At 36.3% G+C, this 26827-nt stretch carries 23 protein-coding genes and 1 tRNA gene; 11 read left to right on the forward strand and 13 right to left on the reverse strand.

Going from position 1 to position 26827, the window contains the following annotated elements; all coding sequences use genetic code 11:
• Positions 1 to 46: 46 nt before the first annotated feature.
• From DZ858_RS02145 to DZ858_RS02155, 3 genes are all read left to right on the forward strand, one after another.
• A complete protein-coding gene (locus DZ858_RS02145; protein WP_116693152.1) occupies positions 47 to 337 on the forward strand; it encodes an HU family DNA-binding protein in 291 nt (96 codons plus the stop codon).
• Positions 338 to 701: 364 nt separating this feature from the next.
• Entirely contained in the window at positions 702 to 2243 is a 1542-nt protein-coding gene (locus DZ858_RS02150; protein ID WP_117157929.1) for an Rne/Rng family ribonuclease, read from the forward strand.
• A 104-nt stretch (positions 2244 to 2347) separates the two neighbouring features.
• Positions 2348 to 2824 (forward strand): regulatory protein RecX, encoded by a 477-nt coding sequence (locus tag DZ858_RS02155; protein WP_117157930.1) that lies wholly within the window; start codon positions 2348 to 2350, stop codon positions 2822 to 2824.
• 50 nt (positions 2825 to 2874) lie between these two features.
• Here the strand turns inward: DZ858_RS02155 and DZ858_RS02160 are convergent, their stop codons facing one another.
• The 8 genes from DZ858_RS02160 to DZ858_RS02195 all read right to left on the reverse strand — a co-directional run bounded on the left by DZ858_RS02160 (position 2875) and on the right by DZ858_RS02195 (position 14879).
• Positions 2875 to 5307 (reverse strand): ribonucleoside-diphosphate reductase subunit alpha, encoded by a 2433-nt coding sequence (locus tag DZ858_RS02160; RefSeq protein WP_117157931.1) that lies wholly within the window; start codon positions 5305 to 5307, stop codon positions 2875 to 2877.
• Between the two features lie 127 nt (positions 5308 to 5434).
• Positions 5435 to 6412, reverse strand: coding sequence for a ribonucleotide-diphosphate reductase subunit beta (locus tag DZ858_RS02165; protein WP_117157932.1), 978 nt, complete (start codon positions 6410 to 6412; stop codon positions 5435 to 5437).
• A 406-nt stretch (positions 6413 to 6818) separates the two neighbouring features.
• Complete coding sequence (locus tag DZ858_RS02170) at positions 6819 to 8576, reverse strand: T9SS type A sorting domain-containing protein (RefSeq protein ID WP_117157933.1); 1758 nt, start codon at positions 8574 to 8576, stop codon at positions 6819 to 6821.
• Between the two features lie 434 nt (positions 8577 to 9010).
• Positions 9011 to 9613, reverse strand: coding sequence for a hypothetical protein (locus tag DZ858_RS02175; protein WP_147309563.1), 603 nt, complete (start codon positions 9611 to 9613; stop codon positions 9011 to 9013).
• 407 nt (positions 9614 to 10020) lie between these two features.
• On the reverse strand, positions 10021 to 11103 hold the full coding sequence (locus tag DZ858_RS02180; RefSeq protein WP_117157935.1) for a T9SS type A sorting domain-containing protein: 1083 nt from the start codon (positions 11101 to 11103) through the stop codon (positions 10021 to 10023).
• Positions 11104 to 11293: 190 nt separating this feature from the next.
• Entirely contained in the window at positions 11294 to 12784 is a 1491-nt protein-coding gene (locus DZ858_RS02185; protein ID WP_117157936.1) for a fibronectin type III domain-containing protein, read from the reverse strand.
• Between the two features lie 64 nt (positions 12785 to 12848).
• Positions 12849 to 13364: an outer membrane protein gene (locus tag DZ858_RS02190; RefSeq protein WP_239990701.1), complete on the reverse strand. Its 516-nt coding sequence runs from the start codon at positions 13362 to 13364 to the stop codon at positions 12849 to 12851.
• A gap of 258 nt (positions 13365 to 13622) precedes the next feature.
• On the reverse strand, positions 13623 to 14879 hold the full coding sequence (locus DZ858_RS02195) for a T9SS type A sorting domain-containing protein (protein WP_117157937.1): 1257 nt from the start codon (positions 14877 to 14879) through the stop codon (positions 13623 to 13625).
• Between the two features lie 253 nt (positions 14880 to 15132).
• Here DZ858_RS02195 and DZ858_RS02200 point away from each other — a divergent pair, with 253 nt between their 5' ends.
• Genes DZ858_RS02200 through DZ858_RS02210 form a run of 3 tightly spaced genes read left to right on the forward strand, consistent with a single transcriptional unit; the run spans position 15133 to position 19461 of the window.
• Positions 15133 to 15678, forward strand: coding sequence for an RNA polymerase sigma factor (locus tag DZ858_RS02200; protein WP_117157938.1), 546 nt, complete (start codon positions 15133 to 15135; stop codon positions 15676 to 15678).
• Positions 15671 to 16381, forward strand: coding sequence for a tetratricopeptide repeat protein (locus DZ858_RS02205; RefSeq protein WP_117157939.1), 711 nt, complete (start codon positions 15671 to 15673; stop codon positions 16379 to 16381). Before DZ858_RS02200 ends, DZ858_RS02205 begins: the two co-directional genes overlap by 8 nt.
• Positions 16382 to 16428: 47 nt before the next feature.
• On the forward strand, positions 16429 to 19461 hold the full coding sequence (locus DZ858_RS02210) for a CHAT domain-containing protein (protein WP_117157940.1): 3033 nt from the start codon (positions 16429 to 16431) through the stop codon (positions 19459 to 19461).
• Between the two features lie 69 nt (positions 19462 to 19530).
• On the opposite strand, the gene DZ858_RS02215 is transcribed toward DZ858_RS02210, so the two are convergent.
• Complete coding sequence (locus DZ858_RS02215; protein WP_117157941.1) at positions 19531 to 20094, reverse strand: DUF3109 family protein; 564 nt, start codon at positions 20092 to 20094, stop codon at positions 19531 to 19533.
• Positions 20095 to 20215: 121 nt separating this feature from the next.
• Between DZ858_RS02215 and DZ858_RS02220 the strand changes: the two genes are divergently transcribed.
• Both DZ858_RS02220 and DZ858_RS02225 read left to right on the forward strand, forming a co-directional pair.
• The gene (locus DZ858_RS02220; protein ID WP_117157942.1) at positions 20216 to 20797 is read left to right on the forward strand and encodes a MarC family protein; all 582 of its coding nucleotides are present in this window, start codon (positions 20216 to 20218) and stop codon (positions 20795 to 20797) included.
• A 9-nt stretch (positions 20798 to 20806) separates the two neighbouring features.
• On the forward strand, positions 20807 to 21013 hold the full coding sequence (locus DZ858_RS02225; RefSeq protein ID WP_117157943.1) for a hypothetical protein: 207 nt from the start codon (positions 20807 to 20809) through the stop codon (positions 21011 to 21013).
• A gap of 34 nt (positions 21014 to 21047) precedes the next feature.
• Here the strand turns inward: DZ858_RS02225 and DZ858_RS02230 are convergent, their stop codons facing one another.
• From DZ858_RS02230 to DZ858_RS02240, 3 genes are all read right to left on the reverse strand, one after another.
• Positions 21048 to 22646 carry a S41 family peptidase gene (locus DZ858_RS02230; RefSeq protein ID WP_117157944.1) on the reverse strand — a complete coding sequence of 533 codons (1599 nt, stop codon included), beginning with the start codon at positions 22644 to 22646 and terminating at the stop codon, positions 21048 to 21050.
• Positions 22647 to 22650: 4 nt separating this feature from the next.
• Positions 22651 to 23079, reverse strand: a complete 429-nt coding sequence (locus DZ858_RS02235; protein ID WP_117157945.1) for a deoxycytidylate deaminase — start codon at positions 23077 to 23079, stop codon at positions 22651 to 22653.
• 134 nt (positions 23080 to 23213) lie between these two features.
• On the reverse strand, positions 23214 to 23801 hold the full coding sequence (locus DZ858_RS02240) for a HupE/UreJ family protein (RefSeq protein WP_117157946.1): 588 nt from the start codon (positions 23799 to 23801) through the stop codon (positions 23214 to 23216).
• An 82-nt stretch (positions 23802 to 23883) separates the two neighbouring features.
• Between DZ858_RS02240 and DZ858_RS02245 the strand changes: the two genes are divergently transcribed.
• Positions 23884 to 24585, forward strand: a complete 702-nt coding sequence (locus tag DZ858_RS02245; protein WP_117157947.1) for a T9SS type A sorting domain-containing protein — start codon at positions 23884 to 23886, stop codon at positions 24583 to 24585.
• A gap of 2 nt (positions 24586 to 24587) precedes the next feature.
• Positions 24588 to 25316, forward strand: coding sequence for a T9SS type A sorting domain-containing protein (locus DZ858_RS02250; RefSeq protein ID WP_117157948.1), 729 nt, complete (start codon positions 24588 to 24590; stop codon positions 25314 to 25316).
• 27 nt (positions 25317 to 25343) lie between these two features.
• Here DZ858_RS02250 and DZ858_RS15150 read toward each other — a convergent pair.
• Positions 25344 to 25425: transfer RNA gene (locus DZ858_RS15150), tRNA-Leu, on the reverse strand.
• 127 nt (positions 25426 to 25552) lie between these two features.
• On the opposite strand from DZ858_RS15150, the gene DZ858_RS02255 reads away from it, so the two are divergent.
• On the forward strand, positions 25553 to 26767 hold the full coding sequence (locus tag DZ858_RS02255; RefSeq protein ID WP_070237438.1) for a site-specific integrase: 1215 nt from the start codon (positions 25553 to 25555) through the stop codon (positions 26765 to 26767).
• Positions 26768 to 26827: the final 60 nt, after the last annotated feature.

Consider the following 26827-nt stretch of genomic DNA (forward strand, 5'->3'; position numbering starts at 1 on the left):
TATTTGCCCTCTTGAAAAAAATAACCCTAAATAAAAATTTATAATAATGACGAAAGCAGATATTGTAGCGAAAATCTCAGAAAAGGAAGGAATGGAAAAAGCTGACGTACAGGCAGTGATTGAAACTTTTATGAGTGAAGTTAAAAACACCCTTGAGGGTGGTGACAATGTTTATCTAAGAGGTTTTGGAAGTTTCATCATCAAGAAAAGAGCCGAAAAGACAGGTAGAAATATCTCTAAAAACACAACAATCAAGATTCCCGCACACAACATTCCCGCTTTTAAACCAGCAAAAGTATTTGTAGAAGGTGTAAAAACCAATGTGGAAGTAAAATAATAATAACACAAAAACAAGCTTAATATGCCAAGTGGTAAAAAAAGAAAAAGACATAAGGTAGCGACACACAAGCGTAAGAAAAGAAGACGCGCTAATCGCCACAAAAAGAAAAAGTAGTTTCTAAACTACTTTTTTCATTTAAAGACCTTTCATTTTGTTGCTTCTGTTTTGAAGCAACAAAATGAAAAAAAGAAATTTAAAACGTTCTTTGAAAATGAAATTACAACGTTTGCTTACCTTAAAACTGCGTGATTTCGACGGGTTATTCTGAATATATTAGTATTCTGAATACAAAAACCTGTGATAAAATATTGTTTAATCCATCCCGGAACCCCATTTGGGGCGGGATAAAAATTAATTACAAGTGAGCTACGAATTATTTATTAGATCCAGTTCACAAGAAGTTGATTTTGCCCTTTTAAAAGATGGAAAACTATTAGAATTACATAAAGAAGAAGAGGACAATAAGTTTTCGGTAGGTGATGTGTTTATCGCCAAAATACGGAAAACAGTTCCTGGTCTTAACGCAGCCTTTGTTAATGTAGGCTACGAGAAAGATGCATTTTTGCATTATCATGACTTGGGACCAAAAGTCACTTCTCTTTTAAAATTCGTAAAACGTGTAAGCACAGGTAAACTTAAAGACTATTCTTTAAAGGATTTCCCTTTTGAAAAAGAGATTGATAAAAACGGCGGCATTAATAACGCCTTAAAGTCTAATCAATCTATTCTGGTACAAATTGTAAAAGAACCTATATCCACAAAAGGCCCGCGGATAAGCTCAGAGCTTTCCATTGCAGGCCGGTATATAGTATTGGTTCCTTTTTCAGATCGCGTTTCTATTTCACAAAAAATAGAGAGCAAAGACGAAAAAGAAAGGCTAAAACGCCTAGTAACCAGTATAAAACCCAAAGGATTTGGTGTAATTATACGTACTGTAGCAGAAGGCAAAAAAGTAGCAGAACTGGATGGAGATTTACAAAATCTCATGGATCGCTGGACAGCGATGTGTAAAAAGCTACGGGGAGCGCACCACCCCAGCAAGGTGCTAAGCGAGTTAAACCGAGGAGCTTCTATTATTCGAGATGTATTTAATGACGATTTTTCGGCAATACATATTGATGATGAAACCCTTTACTTGCAAATAAAAGATTATGTGCAGCAAATTGCACCTGACAAAGAGAACATTGTCAAATTATACGACTCGAAAGTACCGATGTATGAAAAATTTGGTATTGAACGTCAAATAAAAACGTCCTTCGGAAAGACTGTTTCAAGCAGCAGAGGAACCTATTTGGTGGTTGAGCACACGGAAGCCATGCACGTAATAGACGTGAACAGTGGTAACCGCAGCAATAAATCGAAAAACCAAGAAGACACTGCGCTAGAAGTAAATTTAATAGCAGCAACCGAAGTAGCAAGACAACTACGCCTACGGGATATGGGAGGTATTATTGTGGTAGATTTCATTGATATGGGACATGCCAAAAACCGCAAAAAGCTCTACGATCATCTTCGTGATGAAATGAAAACAGATAGAGCAAAGCATAAAATACTACCCCCAAGTAAATTTGGATTGATCCAAATTACCCGCCAACGTGTTCGTCCAGAGATGAACATTAAAACAGCTGAAGAAGCCCCAGGCGGTGAAAACGGAGAAATTGAAGCTCCCATAGTTGTAGTAAACAAAATTACCGAAGACCTTAAAAAACTCTTCAACAAGAACCATAAAAAGATGACTTTAAACACACATCCTTTTATAGCAGCCTTCTTAATAAAAGGCTTTCCATCTGTGCGAACCAAATGGTTTATGGAGCACAAAAAATGGGTAAAAATTCAACCAAGAGATGCTTACACGTATCTGGAATATCATTTTTACGATAAAGACGGAGAAATGATTAAATAAATCCAATTAAAAAACCCTTTCAATTTGAGAGGGTTTTTTTTTGCCCTAACTTTAAATTCATTCTTATTTCTTTTTTCTGAAAAAGTATCCTTATTTTTCCACTTGTGAATACTGTAAAAATATATACTGTAGATGAAGCGAAGGCAAAGCTAGAACATTACTGTGCCTATCAAGAGCGTTGTCATAAAGAAGTAGAACAGAAACTAAAGGGAATGCGTATGATTCCTGATGCCATTGACCATATTATTCACCACTTATTGCAACATAACTTTTTAAATGAAACTCGTTTTTCCCAAGCGTTTGCACGAGGAAAATTCAAAACTAAAAAGTGGGGTAAACACCGGATTGTTCGTGAGTTGAAATTTCGAGATATTTCAGCCTACAATATTAAAAAGGCGCTTCAAGAAATTCCTGAAAAAGATTATTACAGTACTTTTCATGAACTTGCAGACAAACGAATAAAACAATTGGACGGTGAAACAAATCTTCAGAAAAAAAGAAAGAAATTGGCCGATTACTTGTTTTACCGAGGCTGGGAAAGCACTTTAGTATATGAAAAAGTACGGGAAATAACTCAATAAAAAAGGAGAGCAAAAACAGCTCTCCTTTTTTTCTTCAATTAACACAAAAATTAAGATCCACACATCAAGCAATCATCATCTTCCTCTGCCGTACGTGATTTGGCTAGCATCTCACGCAATTCTTGCGGCGATAGTGGCTTATTTGTAACTGCGGATGTTGCTTCCACTTCTGTTTCGGCTACTTCAGCTGTTTCTTTTACAGGCTCTTTCTTTACCTCTTTTTTCAAGGTAAATTTAATGGCATCCACAGCACTCTTGGTGCGTAAATAGTACATTCCCGTTTTCAGTCCGTTTTTCCATGCGTAGAAATGCATGGAAGTCAGTTTTGCATAATTTGCATTTTCCATAAACAAGTTAAGCGACTGTGATTGATCAATGAAATATCCTCTGTGACGTGACATATCAATGATGTCCTTCATGCTTAGTTCCCAAACGGTTTTATATAGTTCTTTTAAGTCCTGAGGGATAACATCCACTCCTTGAACTGAACCATTAGCACGCATAATTTCTTCTTTTACATCGTCGTTCCACAGTCCTAATTCAACTAAATCTTCCAGTAAATGCTTGTTAACCACGATAAATTCACCAGAAAGTACACGACGCGTATAAATATTTGACGTATATGGCTCAAAAGCTTCGTTATTACCAAGGATTTGAGATGTAGAAGCGGTTGGCATAGGCGCCACCAATAATGAGTTACGAACGCCGTTCTTTTTAATCTGTTTGCGTAGTTTTCCCCAATCCCAACGACCGCTTAATTCTTCATCTTTTATACCCCAAAGGTTATGCTGAAATTTCCCTTCGGAAATAGGCGAACCTTCATAACTTTGGTAAGGGCCATCTTCTTTGGCTTCTTCCATAGAAGCTGTTAGTGCAGCGAAATAGAGCGTTTCAAAAATTTCTTGATTTAATTTTTTAGCTTCATCGCTGGTAAATGGCAACCGTAGCATAATAAAAGCATCGGCCAACCCTTGAATACCCAAACCAACTGGACGGTGACGAAAATTAGAATTTTCAGCTTCTTTTACTGGATAGTAGTTTCTATCAATTACTCGGTTTAAGTTTTTTGTTACCCGTTTTGTAACTCGGAATAATTCTTTGTGATCGAATTCGCCTTTTTTAACAAACATTGGTAAAGCAATGGATGCTAAATTACAAACAGCAACCTCATCTGGTGAGGTATACTCCATAATTTCGGTACAAAGATTAGAGCTTCTTATAGTTCCGAGGTTTTGCTGATTGCTTTTTCGGTTGGCTGCATCTTTATACAGCATATAAGGTGTCCCCGTTTCAATCTGAGATTCCGTTATTTTCTCCCAAAGCTCACGAGCTTTAATAGTTTTACGGCCTTTATTTTCAGCTTCATATTTAGCGTATAATGCTTCAAATTCTTCTCCATGACAATCAAATAACCCAGGGCATTCATTAGGACACATCAAAGTCCACTCGGCATCCTCCTGAACACGTTTCATAAACAAATCTGGTATCCACATCGCGTAAAACAAATCGCGAGCTCGCATTTCTTCTTTCCCGTGGTTCTTTTTCAAATCAAGGAAATCGAAAATATCGGCATGCCACGGTTCAACATAAATTGCGAAAGAACCCTTCCGTTTTCCTCCTCCTTGATCTACGTACCGAGCGGTATCATTATATACGCGTAACATTGGCACAATTCCGTTTGAAGTTCCGTTGGTTCCTGCAATGTATGAACCAGTCGCTCTTACATTATGTATAGACAACCCAATACCACCAGCAGATTGTGAAATTTTTGCCGTTTGCTTTAACGTATCGTAAATACCGTCAATACTATCGTCTTGCATAGTCAACAAGAAACAGGAAGACATTTGTGGTTTTGGGGTACCACTGTTAAACAATGTTGGTGTTGCGTGTGTAAAGAACTTCTTAGACATAAGCTCATACGTTTCTTTAACCGAAGCTAAATCGTCTAAATGAATCCCAATAGAAACACGCATTAACATATGCTGTGGCCGCTCTACTATCTGACCGTTTAACTTCAATAAATACGACCGTTCTAATGTTTTAAAACCGAAATAATCATATCCAAAATCACGGTTATAAATAATGGTAGAGTCTAGCTCTTCGGCATTATCCATAATTACTTTATGCACCTCATCGCTAAGTAATGGTGCCGCTTTACCTGTACGAGGATTCACATATTCATATAGGTCAGTCATTACTTCAGAAAAGGTCTTCTTTGTATTTTTATGTAAGTTAGAGACTGAAATTCGAGCTGCTAACCGGGCATAATCTGGATGTGAAGTAGTCATTGTTGCTGCAATTTCAGCAGCTAAATTGTCCAATTCACTTGTTGTTACACCATCGTATAATCCTTCAATTACGCGCATGGCAACTTTTACCGGGTCTACCAATTCATTTAAACCGTAGCATAACTTACGCACACGTGCGGTAATTTTATCGAACATGATGGGTTCTCTGCGACCGTCTCTTTTAATTACATTCATACTTTTTTATTTATTGAGGTTAGCGATATAGTTGACTACTTTCTTTGTGCGCAATTATTACCCTGCACATTATCAGTTGATTATAAAAAAGCCCGCCCCTTGGGGAGAAAGCGGAGACTTTTATTCGTTAAAAATCTGCGTCGAAGCTGATTTTGTTAGATTCTTTGTCTTTATTGGTAACACCCGCTTTTTGGTATTCAGAAACACGTTTTTCGAAGAAGTTCGTCTTTCCTTGTAGGGATATCATATCCATAAAGTCGAATGGATTGGTGGCGTTATATTCTTTTTCGCACTCAAGCTCAACCAATAAACGGTCTGTTACGAATTCTAGGTATTGTGTCATTAGTTTTGAATTCATCCCAATAAGACTTGCGGGAAGAGATTCGGTAATAAATTCACGTTCTATGTTAAGCGCATCGACAAGTATTTCACGAATGCGTTCTTTTGGTACTTTATTTACTAAATGGTGATTGTGAAGGTGAACAGCAAAATCGCAGTGCACGCCTTCATCACGAGAAATTAACTCGTTAGAGAAAGTCAAACCTGGCATTAAACCACGTTTTTTCAACCAGAATAGTGAGCAAAACGAACCTGAAAAGAAAATACCTTCAACAGCTGCAAAAGCGATAAGACGTTCTGCAAACGAGTCCGATTCAATCCATTTTAAGGCCCAATCTGCTTTCTTTTTAATAGCTGGGAAGTTTTCTATTGCATTAAAGAGTTTGTCTTTTTCCTCTTCGTTTTTAACGTAAGTGTCAATTAGCAATGAGTAGGTTTCACTATGAATGTTTTCCATCATAATTTGGAAACCGTAAAAGAACTTTGCTTCGGAATACTGTACTTCACTCACAAAATTTTCGGCAAGATTTTCATTTACAATTCCATCTGAAGCAGCAAAAAAGGCAAGAATATGTTTTATGAAATATTTTTCATCCTTATTTAGTTTGTCATTCCAATCACTAAGATCTTGATGTAAATCTATTTCTTCCGCAGTCCAAAAACTTGCTTCACTTTTTTTATACCAATCCCAAATATCGTGGTGCTGAATTGGAAAAATTACAAATCTATCTTTGTTTTCTTGCAAAATCGGTTCTACTGCGCTCATTGTCCTTCGTTTTTATATTTGTTAAAATTTGACACCCCTTGGGACTAACAAATATGGAAAAAATTAAAGGTAATTACGGTAAAATGCCGTTTGGGTTTTTAACAAAGTTTTCAACACAACGTATTTACTGGGCTTAAGGGAGGTTATTTAAAAACAATGTATAATATATTGAATTTCAAAATGTTATTGTTTTTATTTCTTCTTTAGACAGTGTTAATTTTAGAGTCATAAAACAGTTGTGAGTATCCAATTTACCATAGTCTATGATGAATTTTCCTTACCGTTTTTTGAAATTAAAATTTCAACAATACATACTTGTGAATTTTAACATTTCAAAAAAAAATTAAAACCAAAAAAAGGCTGCCAAAAACTGGCAGCCCCTTACTATTAAACTAACAAAAAACACTTACTCTTTTATAATTTTATACGTTTCTGTTTGACCATTTACTCTTATTTCCATAACATATATGCCCGATGTTAAAGATGCAGTGTTAACTATAAACTCACGATTATCAGGGTAAGCTTTTAAGACTTCCTGCCCTAAAAGTGAATATAAGGCAATGGTGTCTATATTATTTTCTGCGTGAATGTTTAAAACCTCATTGGCAGGGTTTGGGTAATACGACAACCCCTCTATAATATTGTCTTGAGTACCTAATATCTCTGTCTTAGCATCGAAATATAGGCCATAACCAAAACTACCGCCTCCACTGGTCCCTGCAAAAGCCATACAGGGTAATTGGTCATCAGTTTCGGCAGTTGCTGAAGGGAACCCATCAAAAACGTCAATATCTGTATCGGCAACCTGTTCGAAAATATCAAAACCGGTACCGTTAAATGTCAAGGACCTGTTGAGATCATTTTCACTATTGTCAATGTTGTCCCTTACATATGCTGTACGGATTACCTCTGTTCCGTTTACTTTACGCACCCAAGAATCGGTATGTGCTATGTTCCAATTGCTGCCTCCAGAGGCAAAGTTGGAGAACAAGGCATAAGTCCCTTCATTTTCACGCAGATAACCAATACCATCAAAAGAGTCTGATGTCCCTGCATCACGTTGTGAAGCCCAGATAATCACTTTGTCGCTTGCCAAACTATTTCGGGCAGCAGCAATGGTAGGGTTGATTGTTTCTTGGCCCCCTCCCAATTCTATGGTTTCTCTGGCACCCCACGAAGTAGGGTCATTATAATCAGAGTTTACATTTGCATATAAACTTCCTGAAGTAGCGCCAGTATAGGTGGTATAAACAACCCCATTAAGACCATAGGTAAAATCCACTTGTTCGCCACAAGTATTACTTTCGGATACTTCATCTACCCAATCAAACCCATAGCTCCCAACTGTGCTTCGAGCAGAATGCACTTCGGTACAGGTCGTCATTTTCTGGTAGGTAGCAAACACCTGTTGGGCATTGGTAGCAACTGGATAGTTTCTGTCCACACTAAAATCTGAAACGTCCCCGGAAATAACCTGAGCATCAAAATTGCCATTGTCCATATTCCATCGCCAAACTTGAAAGTTCCCACTTTCCGTATATAAATATGCCAACAAATAATCGTCGCCATCCCCATCCATGGATATAATCTGCATTTTACGCATAGGGGCAGTAACATTAGCTGCCTGCCATTGCTGAAAGGTTTGTCCTCCATCAAGGGATCTGTAAATAAAAATGATGTCAAAATCACCTCCAAATTCAATGTTGTTCTGGAAGGCTGAAATATAGATGTCCCCATTCTGGGTTACTTCAATATCGACCCCACCATCTACAAACTCATCCAGTAACAGCCTATCGGTGTCCCAATCACGGATTTGTGGTACAGCATCACGTTCTTTAATGACATCCGGAAAGTATATCCCATTGATTGCTAAATTTTCCATTGTTTCAGGAAGTGCCCCACCATTATCGACTGGTTTGTACAAAGCCGCAATTTCAGGACTGACTGCCATCCAAGCTTCTTTGATTGCCAATCTATTGGCATTGATTTCTGCAGCCGTTCCGGTTGTTTCCAACACCTTGGCTTCGGCAAATAACTGCTCGAGTTCTGGGGTGCGTTCTACCTCCGCAGGAACAATCTGGTTTGATAGGACTGTCCTATCTATTTGCGAAAATCCTGTAATACTTATTAACAGGATACTGATTAATGTAATTGCATGTTTCATAACATTAAGTTTTAAAAATTAAGTTTCTGTTTTTTAATTAATATTGAATTCGTGTTTCAAATTTACTGTTCAACGCGTGTCTTCAACCAAAGTTTTCACCCTATAAATAAGCGTTTTATCCCCCTTTTTATAAACGGGGTTTTTCCTGTACTCTAATAATAAAAGCCTCTTTGTTTATTAATAAACACCCTTTTTTAAGACTCATGAACAGGTCAGGAAATTTTAATGAGGAGAGTGCTGAAGGTGTTTTTTGTCAAATTATTGATTGCTAATTATTTGTGATTCGCTTTATCAAAAAACATTTATTTCAAAACTAATGCGCTGACCCAAAGTCGTATATAACAAATGTTCCAAAGTGCATCACTTATGTAACATCATAAAAAAAGCCGGAAACACAGTGTTTCCGGCTTTAAAACATAGGTAAGGTTTTTTAATTATCCAAGGTCATCGACGTCCAATTCGTCAATAGCATCCCAAGTCTCATCGATATCCATATTGGTGCCGTTGGCTTTTATATAAAAACGGTTGCTTTCCATTAATTGAATTTCGCTGTTGTTATTGTTTTTCTTGTATTCTTCGATGGCTTTGTTTCCATTCTTTTTTACAGTTCTGCGGGTTTTATATTCGTCTTCCTCTTCAAAATCCTGCGAAAACAACATGCGCATTCCAGCAGTGGCTGCGGCACCCATTTGTCCGGCTCCATCGATAACCTGAAATTTAAACTTTTTAGATTTATCTTCGTTAGCATACGTAGCTTCAATAGAAGCAATTTTCATATAAGATGCTTGGCCTGCCTTATATGCAATGCGTTTCATTCCGTCTACCTCATCGGGCAACCACTCTTTTAATTCCTCATTGGTTAAAGGCTCCATTTTTTGGAGTTCTTTAATGTCATCACCCATTTTGTTCATTTCCTTTACCGCATTGGTAGTATTTGAAACATTTTCGCGGGTTTCTTTAATTTTTTTTGAAACGGGGTTGTCTTTACAAGCCACAACGATTAAAATTGCTGCTAATGCTATCCATATTTTTTTCATAATTAAGGTCATTTTAATTGGTTATTGATTTATTTTGATTTAACATGTTGAATATCAATATACTTATAAATGTATAAAAAATTAACTTATTTATAAACACATATATTATTTATATAAAATGGATAGCTCCTCCATTTTATTTCTACTTATTTTGAAACGTTTTCTGTTCTAATATTTCTGTAACATTTCAAAAATAGTCAATGCTATTATTACTAGTTTTCAAATATGTAACAAAGCGTATCAACTATGTAACAGATAAGACATACTGGTTCAACCAAAACCCTAATGTGACAAAAAACAACTAAAGAAAGTTAGGTTTATAGCTTCACAATTGTATGTGTTTTACAAATTTAAAAAACCTGTGCCAACCCCATACGTTGTTGACACAGGCCAAAAATTACACCAAATTATTGTTTGATTAGTTTAATAGATTCAACTGCTTTCCCGGCCTGGACTTTGGCTATATAGTTGCCTGCTGAAAGTCCTGATATATCTATAGTAAAGTTATTACTATTATTTCCGGTGATTTGTTTTACTTCTTGCCCCAGTAAATTGTAAATACTAATATTTGAAATTACTTCTTTTGAACCGAAAGTAACTTCTCCCGCTGTCGGGTTTGGGTATGATGTTATTTCAGCTACGATTTCGTTCTCAACACCTAATGGTTCATCGGCAACATACACATTAAACAGTGCATTTTCTGGCATTGTCGAGCTGTCTTCGGTGTAAATAGTCCACTGGTTACCATTGTACCAAACACCAAGGGTACGATCCAATAGTATGTTACTAAGATCTCCAGAAGACCCCCAGTTATGGGTAATCACGGGATACGCTTCTGGTTTTCCGTTTAGGCTCGGGTGGTCTATTACCGTGTAATTGGCGGTTATGTTTCCAGTTGTTGCTGTATGTTTAAATGCCGTGGCACCGCCTGTTCCTTCACCAATCAAAAGATCAAAAGCAGCTTGAGCGGGAATATTATCATCCGTAGATTCATTATATACATACCAATAATCATCACCATTATCGTAATACACCCCGTAATTATTATCGTTGCGTACTTGAAAAGTATTGTAATAGTTAGCATATAGAATTATGGCATCTGGGTTACCATTAATGCTCGGGTTATTCACTCTAACTCTATACTCAGTTCCAGACGCCACTACGCCATCCCCTTCACCACCATCAATGATATAAATATTGTAAGACGAGCCTTCTGCCATAGGATTACTATTTTCATTATACAACATCCATTTAGATGTACCAGTGTTATAATAGGTACCCGTTACATGGTTATTGTACTGTACTCCACCATAGTTAAGGTTATGCGTAACCATAATCATAGCACTGGGATTGCCGTTGAGGTCGGGATGGTCCAATTCGGTGGCATCACTAGTAATATTGCCTGTTGTTGCCGTGTGCACAAAAACTTTGTCCTGTGCCATTGCCACTGTAAAGAGTAGCACACTTAAAATTGTAAATATTGTTTTCATAATAATTAATTTAATTTTGATTTATAATTTCTTTTATCCCCTATATCTCACTTTAATAATGAACACTTGATTATCAAGTATAATTAACTATGCAACGAGAGTTAAAATAAAAAACCTGTACCAAGTCCAATTGAAATTGGCACAGGTTAAAAATTTAGTGAGAATTTTTATAAGTAATGATTTTAATTATTTAATCATGACACATATAGCCACCGTTTACATTTACTAAAGTATTATTACTTTCAGTAAGGTTTGGATTTGTTGAACCATAACGGTTATATAATGCGCAAGCATCAATATCTTTAAAAGTTGTGTTCGTAACAGTTAACACTGGATCTACCCACATTTCGATAGCACCACCTGCTCCTGCACCGCCAGCATATTCAATTAAAACATTATCTATTTTATTTTGGACAGAAGTAGTTCGGCGAACGGAAATTGCTTTCCAAGCACCTGGAACTTTAGTGACCCCTGTAAAAGTAATTGGGTTTGTAGGTGTTCCCTCCGCAATTATAGCACTGCCTTCATCAAAAAGTTTATCTATTTCAATACCTTTTGTGTCTTCAAATTCGATAACAACACCAGGTTCTATGGTAAACTTAGCTCCATTATTTATAACTAGATTACTAGCCATTCTATAAGGAACTCCTAATTCCTTCCAAGTAGTTGAAACGTCCATGACATTCGCTCCCGAACCACTAACTAACCTTATGACATCCGTGGCATTCCCCGTAAAATTTCCTCCAGAAATATTGCCTGCTGTAATGACATTGGTAAATATTGGTATACTACAATTAGTTATAGTACTATTATTAATTTCCACATTATAATTATACGATGTAGCGGCTATACCATAATTTAAGCTATTTTCAATACTTACATTATTTAGTCTAAAATAAGCAGTTGCCCCTAAAATTAAACTTGCTGGTTCACTATTACTTGTTAAGCCACCATCACCAGCATATTCAATATTTACATAGTCAAATTGGTTTTTAACACTTTCACTGCCAGAGAGGATTCCTTTCCAAGCTCCCTTTGCCTTAGTAATTGCACTTAGGGCTATGGGTTCATTTTGGGTTCCAATAGCATTTAATGACCCATCGTCTCTAATTATCATTCCTGCGCCATCAGCAAACTCAATAACCACTCCTGGTTCAATTTTTAGATCCAATTCCACCGAAGCTACACAGTCAATAATATAATCTACGTCGCTGCTTCCGTTTTCAAGTAAAGAAATGGCATCAGCATTGTTCCTTTGAAAAGAGTCGCAACTCAATACAATAGGACCTGACTGATTCACAGTCGTAAATGAAGCAACATTGCTCAAGGTCTCTCCTTGATTTCCATCTTTGGCTACTACCGCCCAATAATAAGTATCACCAGAATTTAAATTATCCTGCGGGATATAAGTAATGTCACTTAAATTTGAAGCAACTGCTGTGGTAGGTGGATTTTCAGTATCAAGATATACATCATAACTTACGGCATCGCCATCAGGATCTATTGCGGGTTCCCAAGAAAAAGTGGGGTTTAAATCTACATCGGTAGAACCATCCGGCACTGTTATCAGGTTAAAACTGTCAGGCGCCTGATTGCCCGGATTTGGACTGTCGTCGTCTTTACTACATGAGAATACACTTACTACCAAAAGGGCTAAAAGCGTTGATTTTAAATATTTCATAATTTTAATTTTTAATAGGTTTGTGGGAAGTTCTGCGATTATAATGTTTAATTTTTATTGATTTTTAAATGTTGAATTTAACACCGGCTGCCAGCACAAGCTGTCCGCCATCTATTATTACGTACTTTAATTCTGCAAAAGGCATAATGTTACTATCCAAATCCAGATTGGCTCCAGCACCTAGGTTAAGGCCAAACCGTCCATCGGAGGTATCGCTGGAAAAGTTACCAAATTCCCCAAAATCGATATCTGCATCTACACTAATATTAGTGTAATTAAGACCTCCAAGGCCATACACCTGAAAGCCTTCGTCTTGTAAGAAATAATAATTTACGTTTCCGTTGATTTCCCACCAGTTTACCGTAATAAAGCTTTCTTCTTTTGGCAAGTAATAGATAAAGCTCGGTGAGATACTAAGGTTGTCCAGCACGCCAAATTCTGCATTGGCTCCAATCCCGAGGTTTTCAATTTCGGTACCGTAGGCGAGTTCAGCGCCAATACGGGTATCGATTTGAGCCTGCGAGACCATAAAGCCTGCAAAAAATAATAGGGTGGCGAAAAATAATTTTTTTGTTTTCATGATAGAATAATTTAAATTTTAAGTTTTTTTAATCCTTTACCTATTTATGTGACAGAAAAGAAGAAGTAAACATTTTTGGTAAAAAATTTAAGACAAATATGTAAAGCAGGTCTCGTTTTGTCAATAAGCAATGAGTAAACAACCTGCATCAATGAGCGGACACATCAATTTTTTTATTCAAGCACTTTTCTTAAAAAAACTCCGGAAGATAAAAACCTTCCGAAGTCTAAAAGAATAAAAAACTATTTTATTAAGTACCTACTTTTTAATCACTTGCTTAACCAAGGTGCGGTCACCATCGGTAGTGATCTCTACAAAATAACTTCCAGATGCAAATGGAGCCATATTGATTTCAGATTTCCCTTCCCAGGTTTCTAAACGCTGACCGGTAATTGAAAGAAGGGAAACTTTTTGAATGGTACCGCCTTTAGTATCTAAGTGCAAAACATCTTGTACGGGATTTGGGTACAGGGCTATTTTGTTTTCCGATACCGCGTTGTTTTCAACACCCAACTGGCCATCGTCCACAAATACCGATAAGGCAATGGCATCGCTTGAACCATCAGTCAGGATTTGCGGGGTGCCGTTTTTCCATAGCTTGGCCAAAGCATTTGTAGCATTGTTTTCTTGTCCTGCCACAAACACATTACTACCAGAAACATAGGCCGACTGGGCACTGGCATTGTTCGAACCATCGGTTAGGGTTTGTGGTGTACCGTTTTTCCAAAGCGTGGCCACTTGATTTGTTCCATTATTATCACTGCCTGCGACATACACATCAGTCCCAGAAACGTAGACAGAATTGGCAAAGGCATTGCCTGAACCATTGGTTAAGATTTGTGGAGTTCCATTTTTCCATAGTTTGGCCAAAACATTTATGCCGTTATCTTCATAGCCAGCTACATAAACATCACTACCAAAAACAAAGACCGACTGGGCACCGGCGCCTTTCGAACCATCGGTTAGGGCTTGTGGTGTGCCATTCTTCCACAGCATGGCCACGTCTTTTGAGCCATTATTTTCATACCCGGCTACATAGACATCGCTGCCAGAAACATACACTGAATAGGCAGCGGCACTATTTGAACCATCTGTCAAGTTTTGAGGCGTGCCATTTTTCCAAAGATTGGCCACATTTGCCGTGCCGTTGTTTTCATAGCCTGCTGCATAAACATCGTTGCCAGAAACATATATAGAGGTAGCAGTGGCATCGTTAGAACCATCGGTCAAGATTTGGGGCGATCCGTTTTTCCACAGCATAGCCACATAATAATTACCATTATCTTCATAACCTGACGCATAAACATCATCACCTGAAACAAAGACCGAAAAAGCAGCGGCACGTTTTGAACCATCTGTCAGGCTTTGTGATGCACCGTTTTTCCAGAGCGTGGCTACATCGGTTGTACCATTGTTTTCAGCTCCCGCCACATAAACATCCTGTGCGTTGATACTTATGCTAAAGTATAAAGCCCATAGCAAGATCATTTGTTTTAAAATAGTAGTCGTTTTCATTGTTTTGTTTTTTTTAACAGTTAAAAATTGAATATTGATTTTTATTTTAACCCTTTACATATTTATACCGCAGCAATAAAGAAGTAAACGTTTTTGGTAAAAAAATATCGGGAGATTGACTTATATAACTATTAATGAGTTTATTGAATCTGAAAAAATTAAATAGCGAGGGCTTTTTATTGAATTGCCTTATTATGTCAGGTTTAAAAAGTTTAACTTTGTTTTTGTTTACTTTTACCCTACTTATGCATTAATGATTGAAGACCAACATTTAATAAAGAAACTCAAGCAAAAAAACTTAAAAACCTTAGACAAGGTTTACCTTACTTATAAAGAAGAGTTTTTCTTGTTTGCCAGAACGTTTTCAATTTCAGAAGAAGATATAGCAGATGTATATCAAGAGACCGTTATTTGTTTTTATGAAAATATTCAAAAAGGGAAACTCAACAAATTGACAAGCTCCTTAAAAACGTATTTATTTGCTATTGGGAAGTTTAAGATTTATAGGCAAATCAAAAAAAATAAATTGAGTTACGAGGATGACCTAATTATTCATTCCGACGAAGAGATAAAAATCTTTGAAGTAGAAGTAAGCAATAAACGCCAGAAAGTATTAAAGGAAGCTTTTAACTATTTAGGGAAAAAATGTAAAAAAGTATTGGAGCTTTATTATTACGAAGGCTTGACTTTAGATGAAATACAAAACTTTTTAAATTATAGCTCTAAAGATGTGTTGAAAAGTCAAAAATCAAGATGCTTAAAGCAATTAAAAGAACTTGTGAAAAAGAGAGATGAATAAGGAAGAATTAATAGCGCACTATTTTAACGGGCAGATTTCCAAGGATGACTTTTTACAGTTAAAAACGTTACTGGAAGAGGACAGCGAGTTCAAGAAAGAATTTTACGCCCAGCTGGAAGTGCAGCAGACTATTTCTGGAGAAAAAAGTGCTCCTTTAAAAGAGCGGCTTAAAAAACTGGACCAAGAGTCTGCACCAAAAACCAAATGGTATTTTTATGCGGCTGCTATTGTCATACTTATTGCTATTGGTTCTTTTTTTTACAATACGCAACCAGATTATCAAGATCTGTACGCCAAAAACTTTGAAGCATACCCCAATGTAATAGCCCCTACAGTTCGCGGCAATGAAACCCCGAAGAAAGATAAAATGGAGTTGACCTTTCATTATTATGACAACAAGGAGTATGCTAAAGCTGCAGAGTTATTTAAAACACTTTATAAAGAAACCAATGAGGATTATGCCTTTTTTTACCAGTCGGTAAGTTTAATGGCAGCAGGAGAAACTAATAAAGCTATCATTGCCTTAGAACAACATAACTGGAATGAACCAATAGACTACCAAACCATTACACAATGGTATGTAGGCCTAGGTTATTTGAAACTGGAAAATAAGGAAAAAGCCAAATTACATTTAAAAAAAGTAACCGTTTCAGGCAAACCCCTTGCTAAACAAGCAAAAGAAATCCTACAAAAAATAGAATAACATCGTCTTTTTTTTACCTTTGGGTATACTAATTATAGTGCCCCATTATGAAAAAAATTACGTTACTCCTTTTACTTTTCTTTTCTTTTCAATCGTTTTTTGCTCAAATCTCCAAAAATAAAAAAGCTGAAGAGCTTTTTTCTAACGAAGCTTATACTGAAGCCATATCTGTTCGGAAAAAAATTCTGAAATCCATTGACGACAAAGATTCAGATGCCTACAAAAGACAACTTTATAAAATAAAAGCCACAGAATCCTACCTTGCTTCCGATTATGCTGAGATGTTGAGCTTAGTGGAACAAGCTATCGAAGTGTTTAACGGCATAGAAGAACCATCAACCCTAGAAAAGATTGAAATAAATATTGAATATTTCAATGTACTGATACCTAATGGAAAATTGGAAAAAGCATGGCAAGTGGCTTCAGAAACCTATGATTTTACACTTACTCAACAAAATGATGAAAAATATGGATCACAGCTAGCCAAAATCTTTCAGGGCTTGGGAAATATTAAATGGTTTTTGCAAGAATGGGAAACCGCAATCCCATATTTCAAAAAAGCTATTGAAAAAACCACAGAGGTCTATGGCTATTATTCGGTGGAAACTGCAAAAAACTGTCGGTTGCTTTCTACTTTGTACACTTTCACCCCTGATTTTAATACTGGTTTAGATTACGGCCTGAAGGCACAAAAAATTTACGAAAAAATTCAGCCCGAGGACAAATTCTTGTTGTTCCAGCAATACGCGAATAATTTAACCAGCTTTAAACAGTACGGAGATTTGGAAAAAACCGAAGAATTGTTAGCTAAATTGACAGGATATTTTAATAAAAACAAAACCTACCTCCTTAATTATGAGCATCAAGATTTTCCTAACCTAAGCGCTGCCAAAACCATTTACTTATACAAAAAATTGGAGTATGCCACCGCAAGGCAAGATTTTAATGAAGCTGAACAAGTCTATGCCCGTTTTCAAAGGGAAATTATGCCCAAAATAATTCAACCTTATTCGGAAGCAGAACGTAATACCCTCGCAAAATTCAGTCTGGAAACCGGATCGCTTTTCCATCGGTCTGGGAATTATGAGAAAGCAAAAAAATATTATTCCAATGCCTTGAAATTTTCCCAAAGCATCGACTATAATTTTGGCATTTTACAAGCCTATTGGATTCTGAGCACCGCTGCAGCAGACAATCAAAAATGGGATGATGTTATTCATTATGTAGACCTTGCTTTCGAGAACCCTGAAATTGAAAAATTCAACCAATCCATGACGATGCGGAACAATCTTGGGCATGCATATTTTGGGAAAGGAAATTACGACAAAGCTTTTGCTGTTTTCAACAAAGTATTGAAGCACTATTTTTCTGCAGATGAAGAAATAAACAATTTTCATGCCATTCAAAACCTTAATGAAATTGCAGGGGTTTATTTGAAAATGCACCAAAAACAATCGGACAGTAAATATTTGGAAGAAGCCTACAAAGCCTATCACCTTTCTTCCGTCATATTCTCACGGCTCTACCGGGGAGGAAAATTCAATGACCGGTTAGCGACTTATCAGGATCAAATAAACGAAGGTATGCTTTTATGTACCACCATGCTGGATGAACACTTTCAAGAAACTGCCGAACGGGTGGAAATTAATAATTCAGATTTACTTTGGTCACGCTTTTTGAACAATCAAGAAGGTTCAGGATTAGAAGGCACAAGGCTTCAGGCCAAAATTGATTCGCTCATCACGGAAAAGGAAAAAACCAAATTCACAGCAGAAAACGATACTGGAGCAACAGTGGATTCCTTGAAGACAAAATTGGAGAAACTCACTAATTCAATTACTGAGGCACAAACAAAAATCGAGAAAAATCATCCTTCTTTTTACCAATTTTCACAGAAAGATTTTGATTTAAAAAGTCTGCAAAGTAAGATTAGCAAAAACGAATTAATTCTCCGTTATGTATTAACAGATTCAATGGTTTTTGCCTATGGCATCACAAAAAATAATCTGTTACTGAAACGCTTGCCAGTCGACAAGGTAGAATTACGGAAATCCATTGACGATTACCTTTCCGATCTTAAAAACTTCAAAACTTCCTATCTCGAAAAATCGAAAAAGTTGTTCGCGGTTTTAATAGAGCCTATGTCTGTCGAGAAATATGATAAACTAACTATTATCAATGACGGTTTTTTAGGCTACCTTCCTTTTGAAACCTTAATCAGTGAAAACAAAAGCTTTTTGTTGGAAAACTACCAAATAAGCTACTCCACTTCGCTGAAACTTTGGAGCATTCAAAACGAAAACAATGAGGGTTCCTCGACCAAGTTTACGGCCTTTTCGCCAAAATATAAATTGTCATTTGCCGCAAATACAGAAGATAAAGCTGTGAAAGATCTTGTCCGGGAAGGAAATTACGAACTGTTGGGCGCAGAAAGAGAGGCGAAAACAATAAATGCGCTTTTTGATGGAAGGCTCTACACGGCGGAAGAAGCTACAAAAAACAACTTTGTATCAAATGTGTCAAGCTATGACGTACTACATTTAGCAATGCACGCTGTTTTGGACGAGGACAACCCTGCCAAGTCCAGCCTCATTTTTGAGAATAATGAAAAACTCTACCTTCCAGAGTTTTACAAACTGAAAATTCCCGCACAGCTAGCCGTTTTAAGTGCTTGCAACACGGGTGTTGGTGAAATAAAACGAGGCGAAGGTGTACAGAGTCTTTCAAGAGCATTTACCTATGCTGGGGTAAAAAGCACGGTCATGAGCCTGTGGCCTGCACCCGATAAAGAAACTCCAGAAATCATGGTGTCCTTTTATAAAAACCTCAAAAAAGGCGAAAATAAAGCCCAAGCCCTGCAGCAAGCTAAATTAGACTACTTGAAAAACACGAAAACCGAAAAATTGCAGCACCCTTTTTACTGGGCAGGTTTTGTACTTTCAGGGGACAATTCTCCTATTCAATTTTCAAAACCATTATGGAAACAACCTCTTTTTTATATAATACTAGTATCTGTATTGGCGATTTTATTGGTTGTTATTTATTTCAGAAAAAGAAAAAACAATTCCACTTCTTTATAAAGAAACAAAGAACAAATTATTTTCTTTCCGCTATGTGTAGAAAAAATGGCTGAAATATTCTGAAAAAGGCTATCGCTCGGAAACTACTTTCTCCAATTCCATGTACCAATCTTCGCCATATTTACGTATCAACGCATCTTTTACAAATTTGTAAACAGGCACCTGAAGTTCTTTACCCAAGGTACACGCATCGTCACATATAGGCCATTTGTGGTAGTTTATAGCTGAAAATTCGCTATAGTCTTGAATACGGACAGGATATAAATGGCAAGAAATAGGTTTTCTGAAATCGACCTCCCCAGCATTATAGGCATCTTCAATACCACAACTGGCTGTCCCGTTTTCGGTAAAGGTTACGTAGGCACATTCCTTTCCGTTTACCAATGGAGTTTCCAGTTCGTCTTGCGGACTTTTTATAAACGTGCCTTGTGCTTCAATGGACTGGATCCCTTCTGGGCGTAAAAAAGGCTTCACTTTTGGATAGATTTCTTTTAATACGTTAGTCTCCTCTTCTGTGACGGGTGCACCCGCCTCTCCTTCAATGCAACAAGCTCCTTTACACGCACTGAGGTTGCACACAAATTCCTTCTCAATAATATCTTCTGAAATGATTGCTTTTCCTAATTGAAACATATGGCAAAGGTACTTTGTTTTCTATGTTTTTATCGAAAAAATTTTACTAAAAATTTAACAGCATTATATAGTTTAAAAAATTGCAATATTAATTACTTTTGCCGGCTTAAATTTTTAGGATATGGAATTCAATTTTAAACAAATAATAACAGCAACTATGGTATTGTTCGCTGTTATCGATATTATAGGAAGTATCCCTGTCATTATTTCGTTGCGGGAAAAATCTAAAGAAATAAAAAGCGGACGTGCGTCTATTATTTCAGCTATTGTTTTAATCGTTTTTCTATTTATAGGGGAGCGTATTTTAAACCTTATTGGCATTAACGTAAACGAATTTGCTGTGGCCGGGGCATTGGTACTTTTCTTTATTGCTTTGGAAATGGTTTTGGGTATTACTTTGTTTAAACAACAGGACAACGATTTAAGCATGGCAACTGTTTTTCCTATTGCTTTTCCAATTGTTGCAGGTCCCGGAAGTTTAACTACATTACTTTCCTTACGAGCAGAATTTGAATTAGAAAACATTATTGTTGCTATATTAATCAACATAATTGTTGTTTTTATTGTTCTAAGAACTTCTTCCTCCCTTCAGAGATTTCTAGGTAAGAACGGAATTGGAATTATTGAAAAGATTTTTGGGGTAATTTTGCTTGCTATTTCAGTAAAACTGTTTACATCGAATATTCAAGAATTATTTAGTTAATTTTGTAGTATGAAAATATTCATATACATACTCATAGCCTTAGCCGCAGGTTTAATAATTTTCAATGCTACAAAGTTAGATTTTGATCATCTTTTTGAAGGAGATAGCATGGTGGCCGTTATTAGTGTATTAGCCGGTGCTTGTGCTATTTTACTGTTGGTTATTTTACAGGTGTCGCAAGTAATACAGAAGAAAAGTAAAAGGAGAAGGTCTTAATTAGCAGGTTGTAATTACTCCTGTTTTGAGAGGACTATTGTGCCGCTTTTTCTTTCGCCTCTAATTCTAATACTTTGGTGAGCATAAGATCACCTTGGTTTAAAATTAATTCATGAGCATTGGGACCATAAAGTTGTTGCGCTATATTGGCTTTTAGAGCTTTTTTCAAACGCGCTTCGTAACCCGTTAAGTTTATTTGCGCTTCGTTAAAACGAGCATACTCTATAAATTCTTTTGACAGCGACTCGTCAACGGTATAGTTGTTAACAAAATCCTTGAAGTTCATTCCGCTGAATTGCTTTCGATTTTGCTCTAAATATTCAAAGATAAAATAACTCATAAAGCCACTTCGAGAAACATAATTAATCGTCTCACTACCCACACTGGTATCTTTTGGCACAAAAATATCAGGAATTATGCCTCCACCACCATAGACGATTTTTCCTTTTGGTGTTACAAATTTTAAAGAATCTACTACCTCGATATCTTCTTTGTGTTCCAGTTCGCCATTTTTGTAGCGTTTTTCATAGTCACTATAATAAGCATCGTTGCCATTACCATAAGGTCTTTGAATGGAGCGACCGGTTGGTGTGTAATATCTTGCAATGGTTAATCGTACAGCGCTACCATCACCTAAAGACATTTCGCGTTGCACCAAGCCTTTACCGAATGACCGGCGACCAATAATAACGCCTTTATCGTTATCTTGAAGCGCCCCGGCGACAATTTCGCTGGCCGATGCTGAGTTTTCATTAATAAGCACATAAACTTTTCCATCTTCAAAATCACCACGTCTTGTGGCATAATCTTTATTGATGTCACCACTTTTGTTTTTAGTGATCAATACTAGTTTATCATCTTCCAGAAACTCATCTATCACACGTTCAGCAGTCGAAATGTACCCGCCAGGATTATTACGAAGGTCTAAAACCAAGCTTTCTATATCCTTGTCGATCAAATCGTCTAACGCATCTTTAAATTCATTGTAGGTGGTTTCAGAGAAGCGATTCAGTTTTATATAACCTACATCATCATTGAGCTTATATGAAGCATCTACGCTGATTAAAGGCACTTCTTTTCTTCTGAATTTGAAGTCTAGCAACTCATCTTTGTTTTTTCGGTACACCTTCAATTTTATCTTAGAGTTTTTTTCACCTTTAAGGTACGATATCACACTATCGCGGTTAATGCTGTCTCCAAAAATTTTTCTTTCATCTGCGTATAAAATACGGTCACCTCCTTTAATTCCGGCTCGTTCTGCCGGTCCTCCTTTTATGGAGCGAATTACAGCAATTGTATCTTTATAAATGTAATAACTAACGCCAATGCCCACAAAGTTACCGCGCATATCATCGGCATTTTCTTCATACTCATCACTAGGAATATAAACAGAATGTGGATCGAGGTTTTCCAAAATACCGTTGACGGTAACATCTACAATACTATCGGTATTTACGCGATCTACATATTCGTAGTCAATGTAATCGATAAGACGGTTAAGTTTGTCTTTTTTGCTATTAGTAGCAAAAATCTTTTCCGTAGTGTCGTTAAAATTGAGTTTTGATCCCACAAAAACACCAGCGGCCAAAGCCGTACCAATAATTAATGGTAAGTATTTTTTGTAGTAACCCATTTTTCTATTCTAAATTTTCAATATGCATTATGGTAACGCCTGCTTTTTCTAAAAATTTTATACCGCTATTGTCTTTATAGCCCTTATGGTACACCAACCGCGTAATCCCTGCTTGATGAATTAACTTACTACATTCTTTGCAAGGTGACAAGGTGATGTATAACGTCGCACCGTTACAGGATTGTGTTGACGAAGCTACTTTTAATATAGCGTTTGCCTCAGCATGAAGCACGTACCATTTGGTATAGCCTTCTTCATCTTCACAAAAATTTTCGAAGCCACTAGGAGTACCATTGTATCCGTCGCTAATAATCATTTTATCTTTAACAATAAGCGCGCCAACTTGTTTGCGTTTGCAATAGGAAAGTTTGCTCCATTCTAGCGCCATACGTAAATAGGCGATGTCGTACTGTCGTTGTTTACTGATATTCATATTGTTGAATAAGTAGCGAAATTAGCAGGAAGTTACATGATTGCAAAATATACAGTGTTAAGCATTTGCAAAAGCTTCAAGTATTAAAAGTATCATTATTTACTGAAACTGAAATGGTTTAACTCCAAGATATTTTAAGAAAAAAGAAAAAAACAATTATCAATAAGCATTGGGATAACGAGCCCAATTACTATCGATGAAATCACCAACACCCAATCGCGTTTGTTAAAGCGGAAAATAGTTTGCATCAAAAAGGCTAAAATAAGCACTAAAATTACTACAATTAATTGTGCAGCTTCAATACCGAGGGCGAACTCTAATAAGTGCAAAACATCATTATCTCCGCTTATCATCTTGAAATAACCAGCAAAGCCAAAACCGTGAATCAACCCAAAAAAGACAGTTGCAACATATAATACCCCTAACTTTTCAGCTCTTTTTTCTTTTCCAGCCGTAAACAAATTAAATAAAGCTGTGACCAAAATGGTAATAGGAATTAAACACTCAATCCAACTGCTAGAAACACTTACAACTCCATAATTGGCCAATAATAGTGATATGGTATGCCCCACGGTAAACAGCGTAACTAAAACCAGTAATTTTCGCCACGCATTGAAGGTATATGCCGCGCACAACACAATAATAAAAAGCACATGATCATATGCTTGCCAGTCGAGCACATGTTCTAATCCTAATTTAAAAAAAAGCCAAAAATCGGTCATTGAGGAAGGTTTTAAGATTCCTCAAAGGTAGGAAAAGTCCACAAAATTTTATAACTTAGTAACCAACTGATAACCAATCATTATGAAAACACTATTACTTTTTATAGCCTTGTTAATAGGTTTCACATCCATAAGCCAAGAACCAGACCCAGATTTATACCAAACGTGGTATTTATATAGTTATGAATACGATTTGGGCGATTATATTTTGGTTACCGAAATTGAGCCAGCCATTTCCCCTAACCTAATAATAGAAGAGAATCTTGATTTTTTTGGGAATGGTGCATGCAATGCATACAATGGTAACTTTATATATGACGCTACAGCTGAAACTTTAACACCCGAAAATTTTGTACAGTCCCTATTAAACTGTGATTATCAATCGCATACCGACTTTGAGCTAGATTATTTTGGGTTTTTCAGCCCTGATGTGCCGTTTGAATATACTATAGACACAAACCCCAATAACCCCAATAATCAAACATTGATTTTGTCTCCTGCCCCGGGTTTTTTCCTTATTTATAGTAACACCCAACTTTCGGTTTCAGAAAATGAAATAACTTCTTTTAAAATCTATCCCAACCCAGTTTCGGAAACACTTTTTATCAGTTCCGAAAACAATACTATTGAAAATATTTCTGTATTTTCGATAAATGGGCAAGTAGTCCTTTCAGAAAAAAGCAATACCAATCAACTCGATGTTTCGACACTTTCTAACGGCTTGTATTTTGTGGAGATTGCCTCGGGAAATGGCACTAGTATTCAAAAATTTATAAAAAAATAAAGATGAAAAAAATCCTGTTTTTTTTGACAGTTTTATTAATAGGGCTTAACTCATATAGCCAAAATCCAGATCCAGATTTAATACAAAAATGGTATTTGCATTTAATAACAATTGAAGGAGAAGACCATTCGCCAGCAGTTTATGGCTTTTATCCTGATATTGAATTTGCGGACTTAGGCGAAACTCACGGCTTTTATCTTCCAGACCCCCTCAACGTATCTTGTACTATAGAAGACGTTGTATTTTCCCAAGATCCCCCCTATTTTCAGCTTTCAGAAAACCGAGTCTGTTTCCCAAAACAAACTTGTTTAGATGGACCAGAAGAACCTTGTAGCCAAATTTATGGAATGCACGCTGATTTTTATTACAACACCCTTCAAACACTGTTAAACTACAACCTTGTTACTAACGGAGATGGAACTCAAGCGCTAGAAATTACAAACGAAAATGGTAATGTATCACTATACGGCGATGAACCTTTATTGCAGCGTTCCCAATTTTCTGAAAACACTTTTAAAATATACCCTAATCCAGTTAGCAACCAACTTTTTATCTCTTCAAAAAATAATACCATTGAAAAGCTGAATGTGTATTCCATAAATGGACAATTAATGCTATCTGTAAGAAAAAACACTAATCAACTCGATGTTTCGACACTTTCTAACGGCTTGTATTTTATAGAGATTGCTTCGGGAAATGGCAGTAGTGTTCAAAAATTTATAAAAAAATAAAGCCCCAACATCTCTGTTAGGGCTTTGTACCTTGGGCGGGAATCGAACCCGCACGTCGTTAGACACTGGATTTTGAATCCAGCGTATTTACTACTAAATTTCCATAAGTTATATTATAATCAACTGACTAGCAAATATTTAATTTTATATAATATCAATTGATATCGTTTAAAATCATAATTTGTTGTACCTATGTTGTACCGAAATGATTATCTTTATATCCTAATATTTAAGATATGTCATCAAATGCAAAAATAGTACTTCGGAAAAAGCCTAATAAAGAAGGACATTGTCCTCTTTGTATTCGTATCACAAAAAACCGTCGCTCAAATTATCATTATATAGGTCATAATATTGACCCAAATGATTGGGATGTGAAAAATATTAGAGTTAGAAAATCACATCCTTACTCAGATAGGTTAAACGGTTTGCTTAGTACCAAACTGTCTGAGGCAAATAAAATGCTGATTGATTTGCAGTCGAGCAAAAAGGATATATCGGCAAATCAAATAAAAGAGAAACTTTATGCTTCTTCGGAATCAGTTACTTTTTTTGAAGTGGCACAAGACTTTCTTGATGATTTAGAAGCAAACGAAAAGCTGTCTAGGCTTTCAACAGATAAAGCAAGAATTAATCACGTTTTAAAATTTACCACGTCAAAGCAGCTAACCTTTCAAGAAATTGATGAAAATTTTCTAAAGAAATTTAAAACCTACCTCCGTACAAAACACAACCTATCAGAAAGGTCGATAGTAAATAATCTTATTGTGATTAGAACTATCTATAATAGGGCCATAAAATTGGGTATCGTAGATAGAAAACTTTACCCATTCGGTTCGGATAAAATACGAATTAAGTTCCCTGAAACTGAAAAAATAGGTCTTACTCGAAATGAAGTCATAGAGCTAGAGTCAGTTGATAATCTTACCAAGAATGAAACTCACGCTAGAAATCTCTGGCTTTTCAGTTTTTACTTTGCTGGCATCCGTGTAGCTGATATATTAAAAATTCGTTGGAACGACATTTTTGACAATAGACTTCACTATCGAATGAACAAGAATTCAAAACTGTTATCCTTAAAAATTCCAGATAAAGTTTTTCCAATTTTGAAAGATTACATAAATGACAAGCAGAGCGAAGAGGACTTTATATTTCCTGAAATGAAAAAAGCCGATTTAAAAAATGCTAAAGATGTTTATGCTAAAACAAAAACCGCTAATAAGAAATTCAATAAATATTTGGTAACGGTAGCTGATAAAGCCAAAATATCAAAAAAAGTAACTATGCATATTGCTAGACATACATTTGGGAATATATCGGAAGATAAAATCCCAATTAATATGCTCCAAAAATTATACAGACATTCATCGATTACCACTACAATAAATTATCAATCTAACTTTATGCATAGAGATGCAGATGACGCATTAGATAGCGTGGTAAATTTTTGAAGGGATAAAAAAATCAATTAGCGGATATTTTGAATATGCTAAACCTATCTGTAACAACAA

The organism is Marixanthomonas ophiurae (genome assembly GCF_003413745.1).
GTDB lineage: Bacteria > Bacteroidota > Bacteroidia > Flavobacteriales > Flavobacteriaceae > Marixanthomonas > Marixanthomonas ophiurae.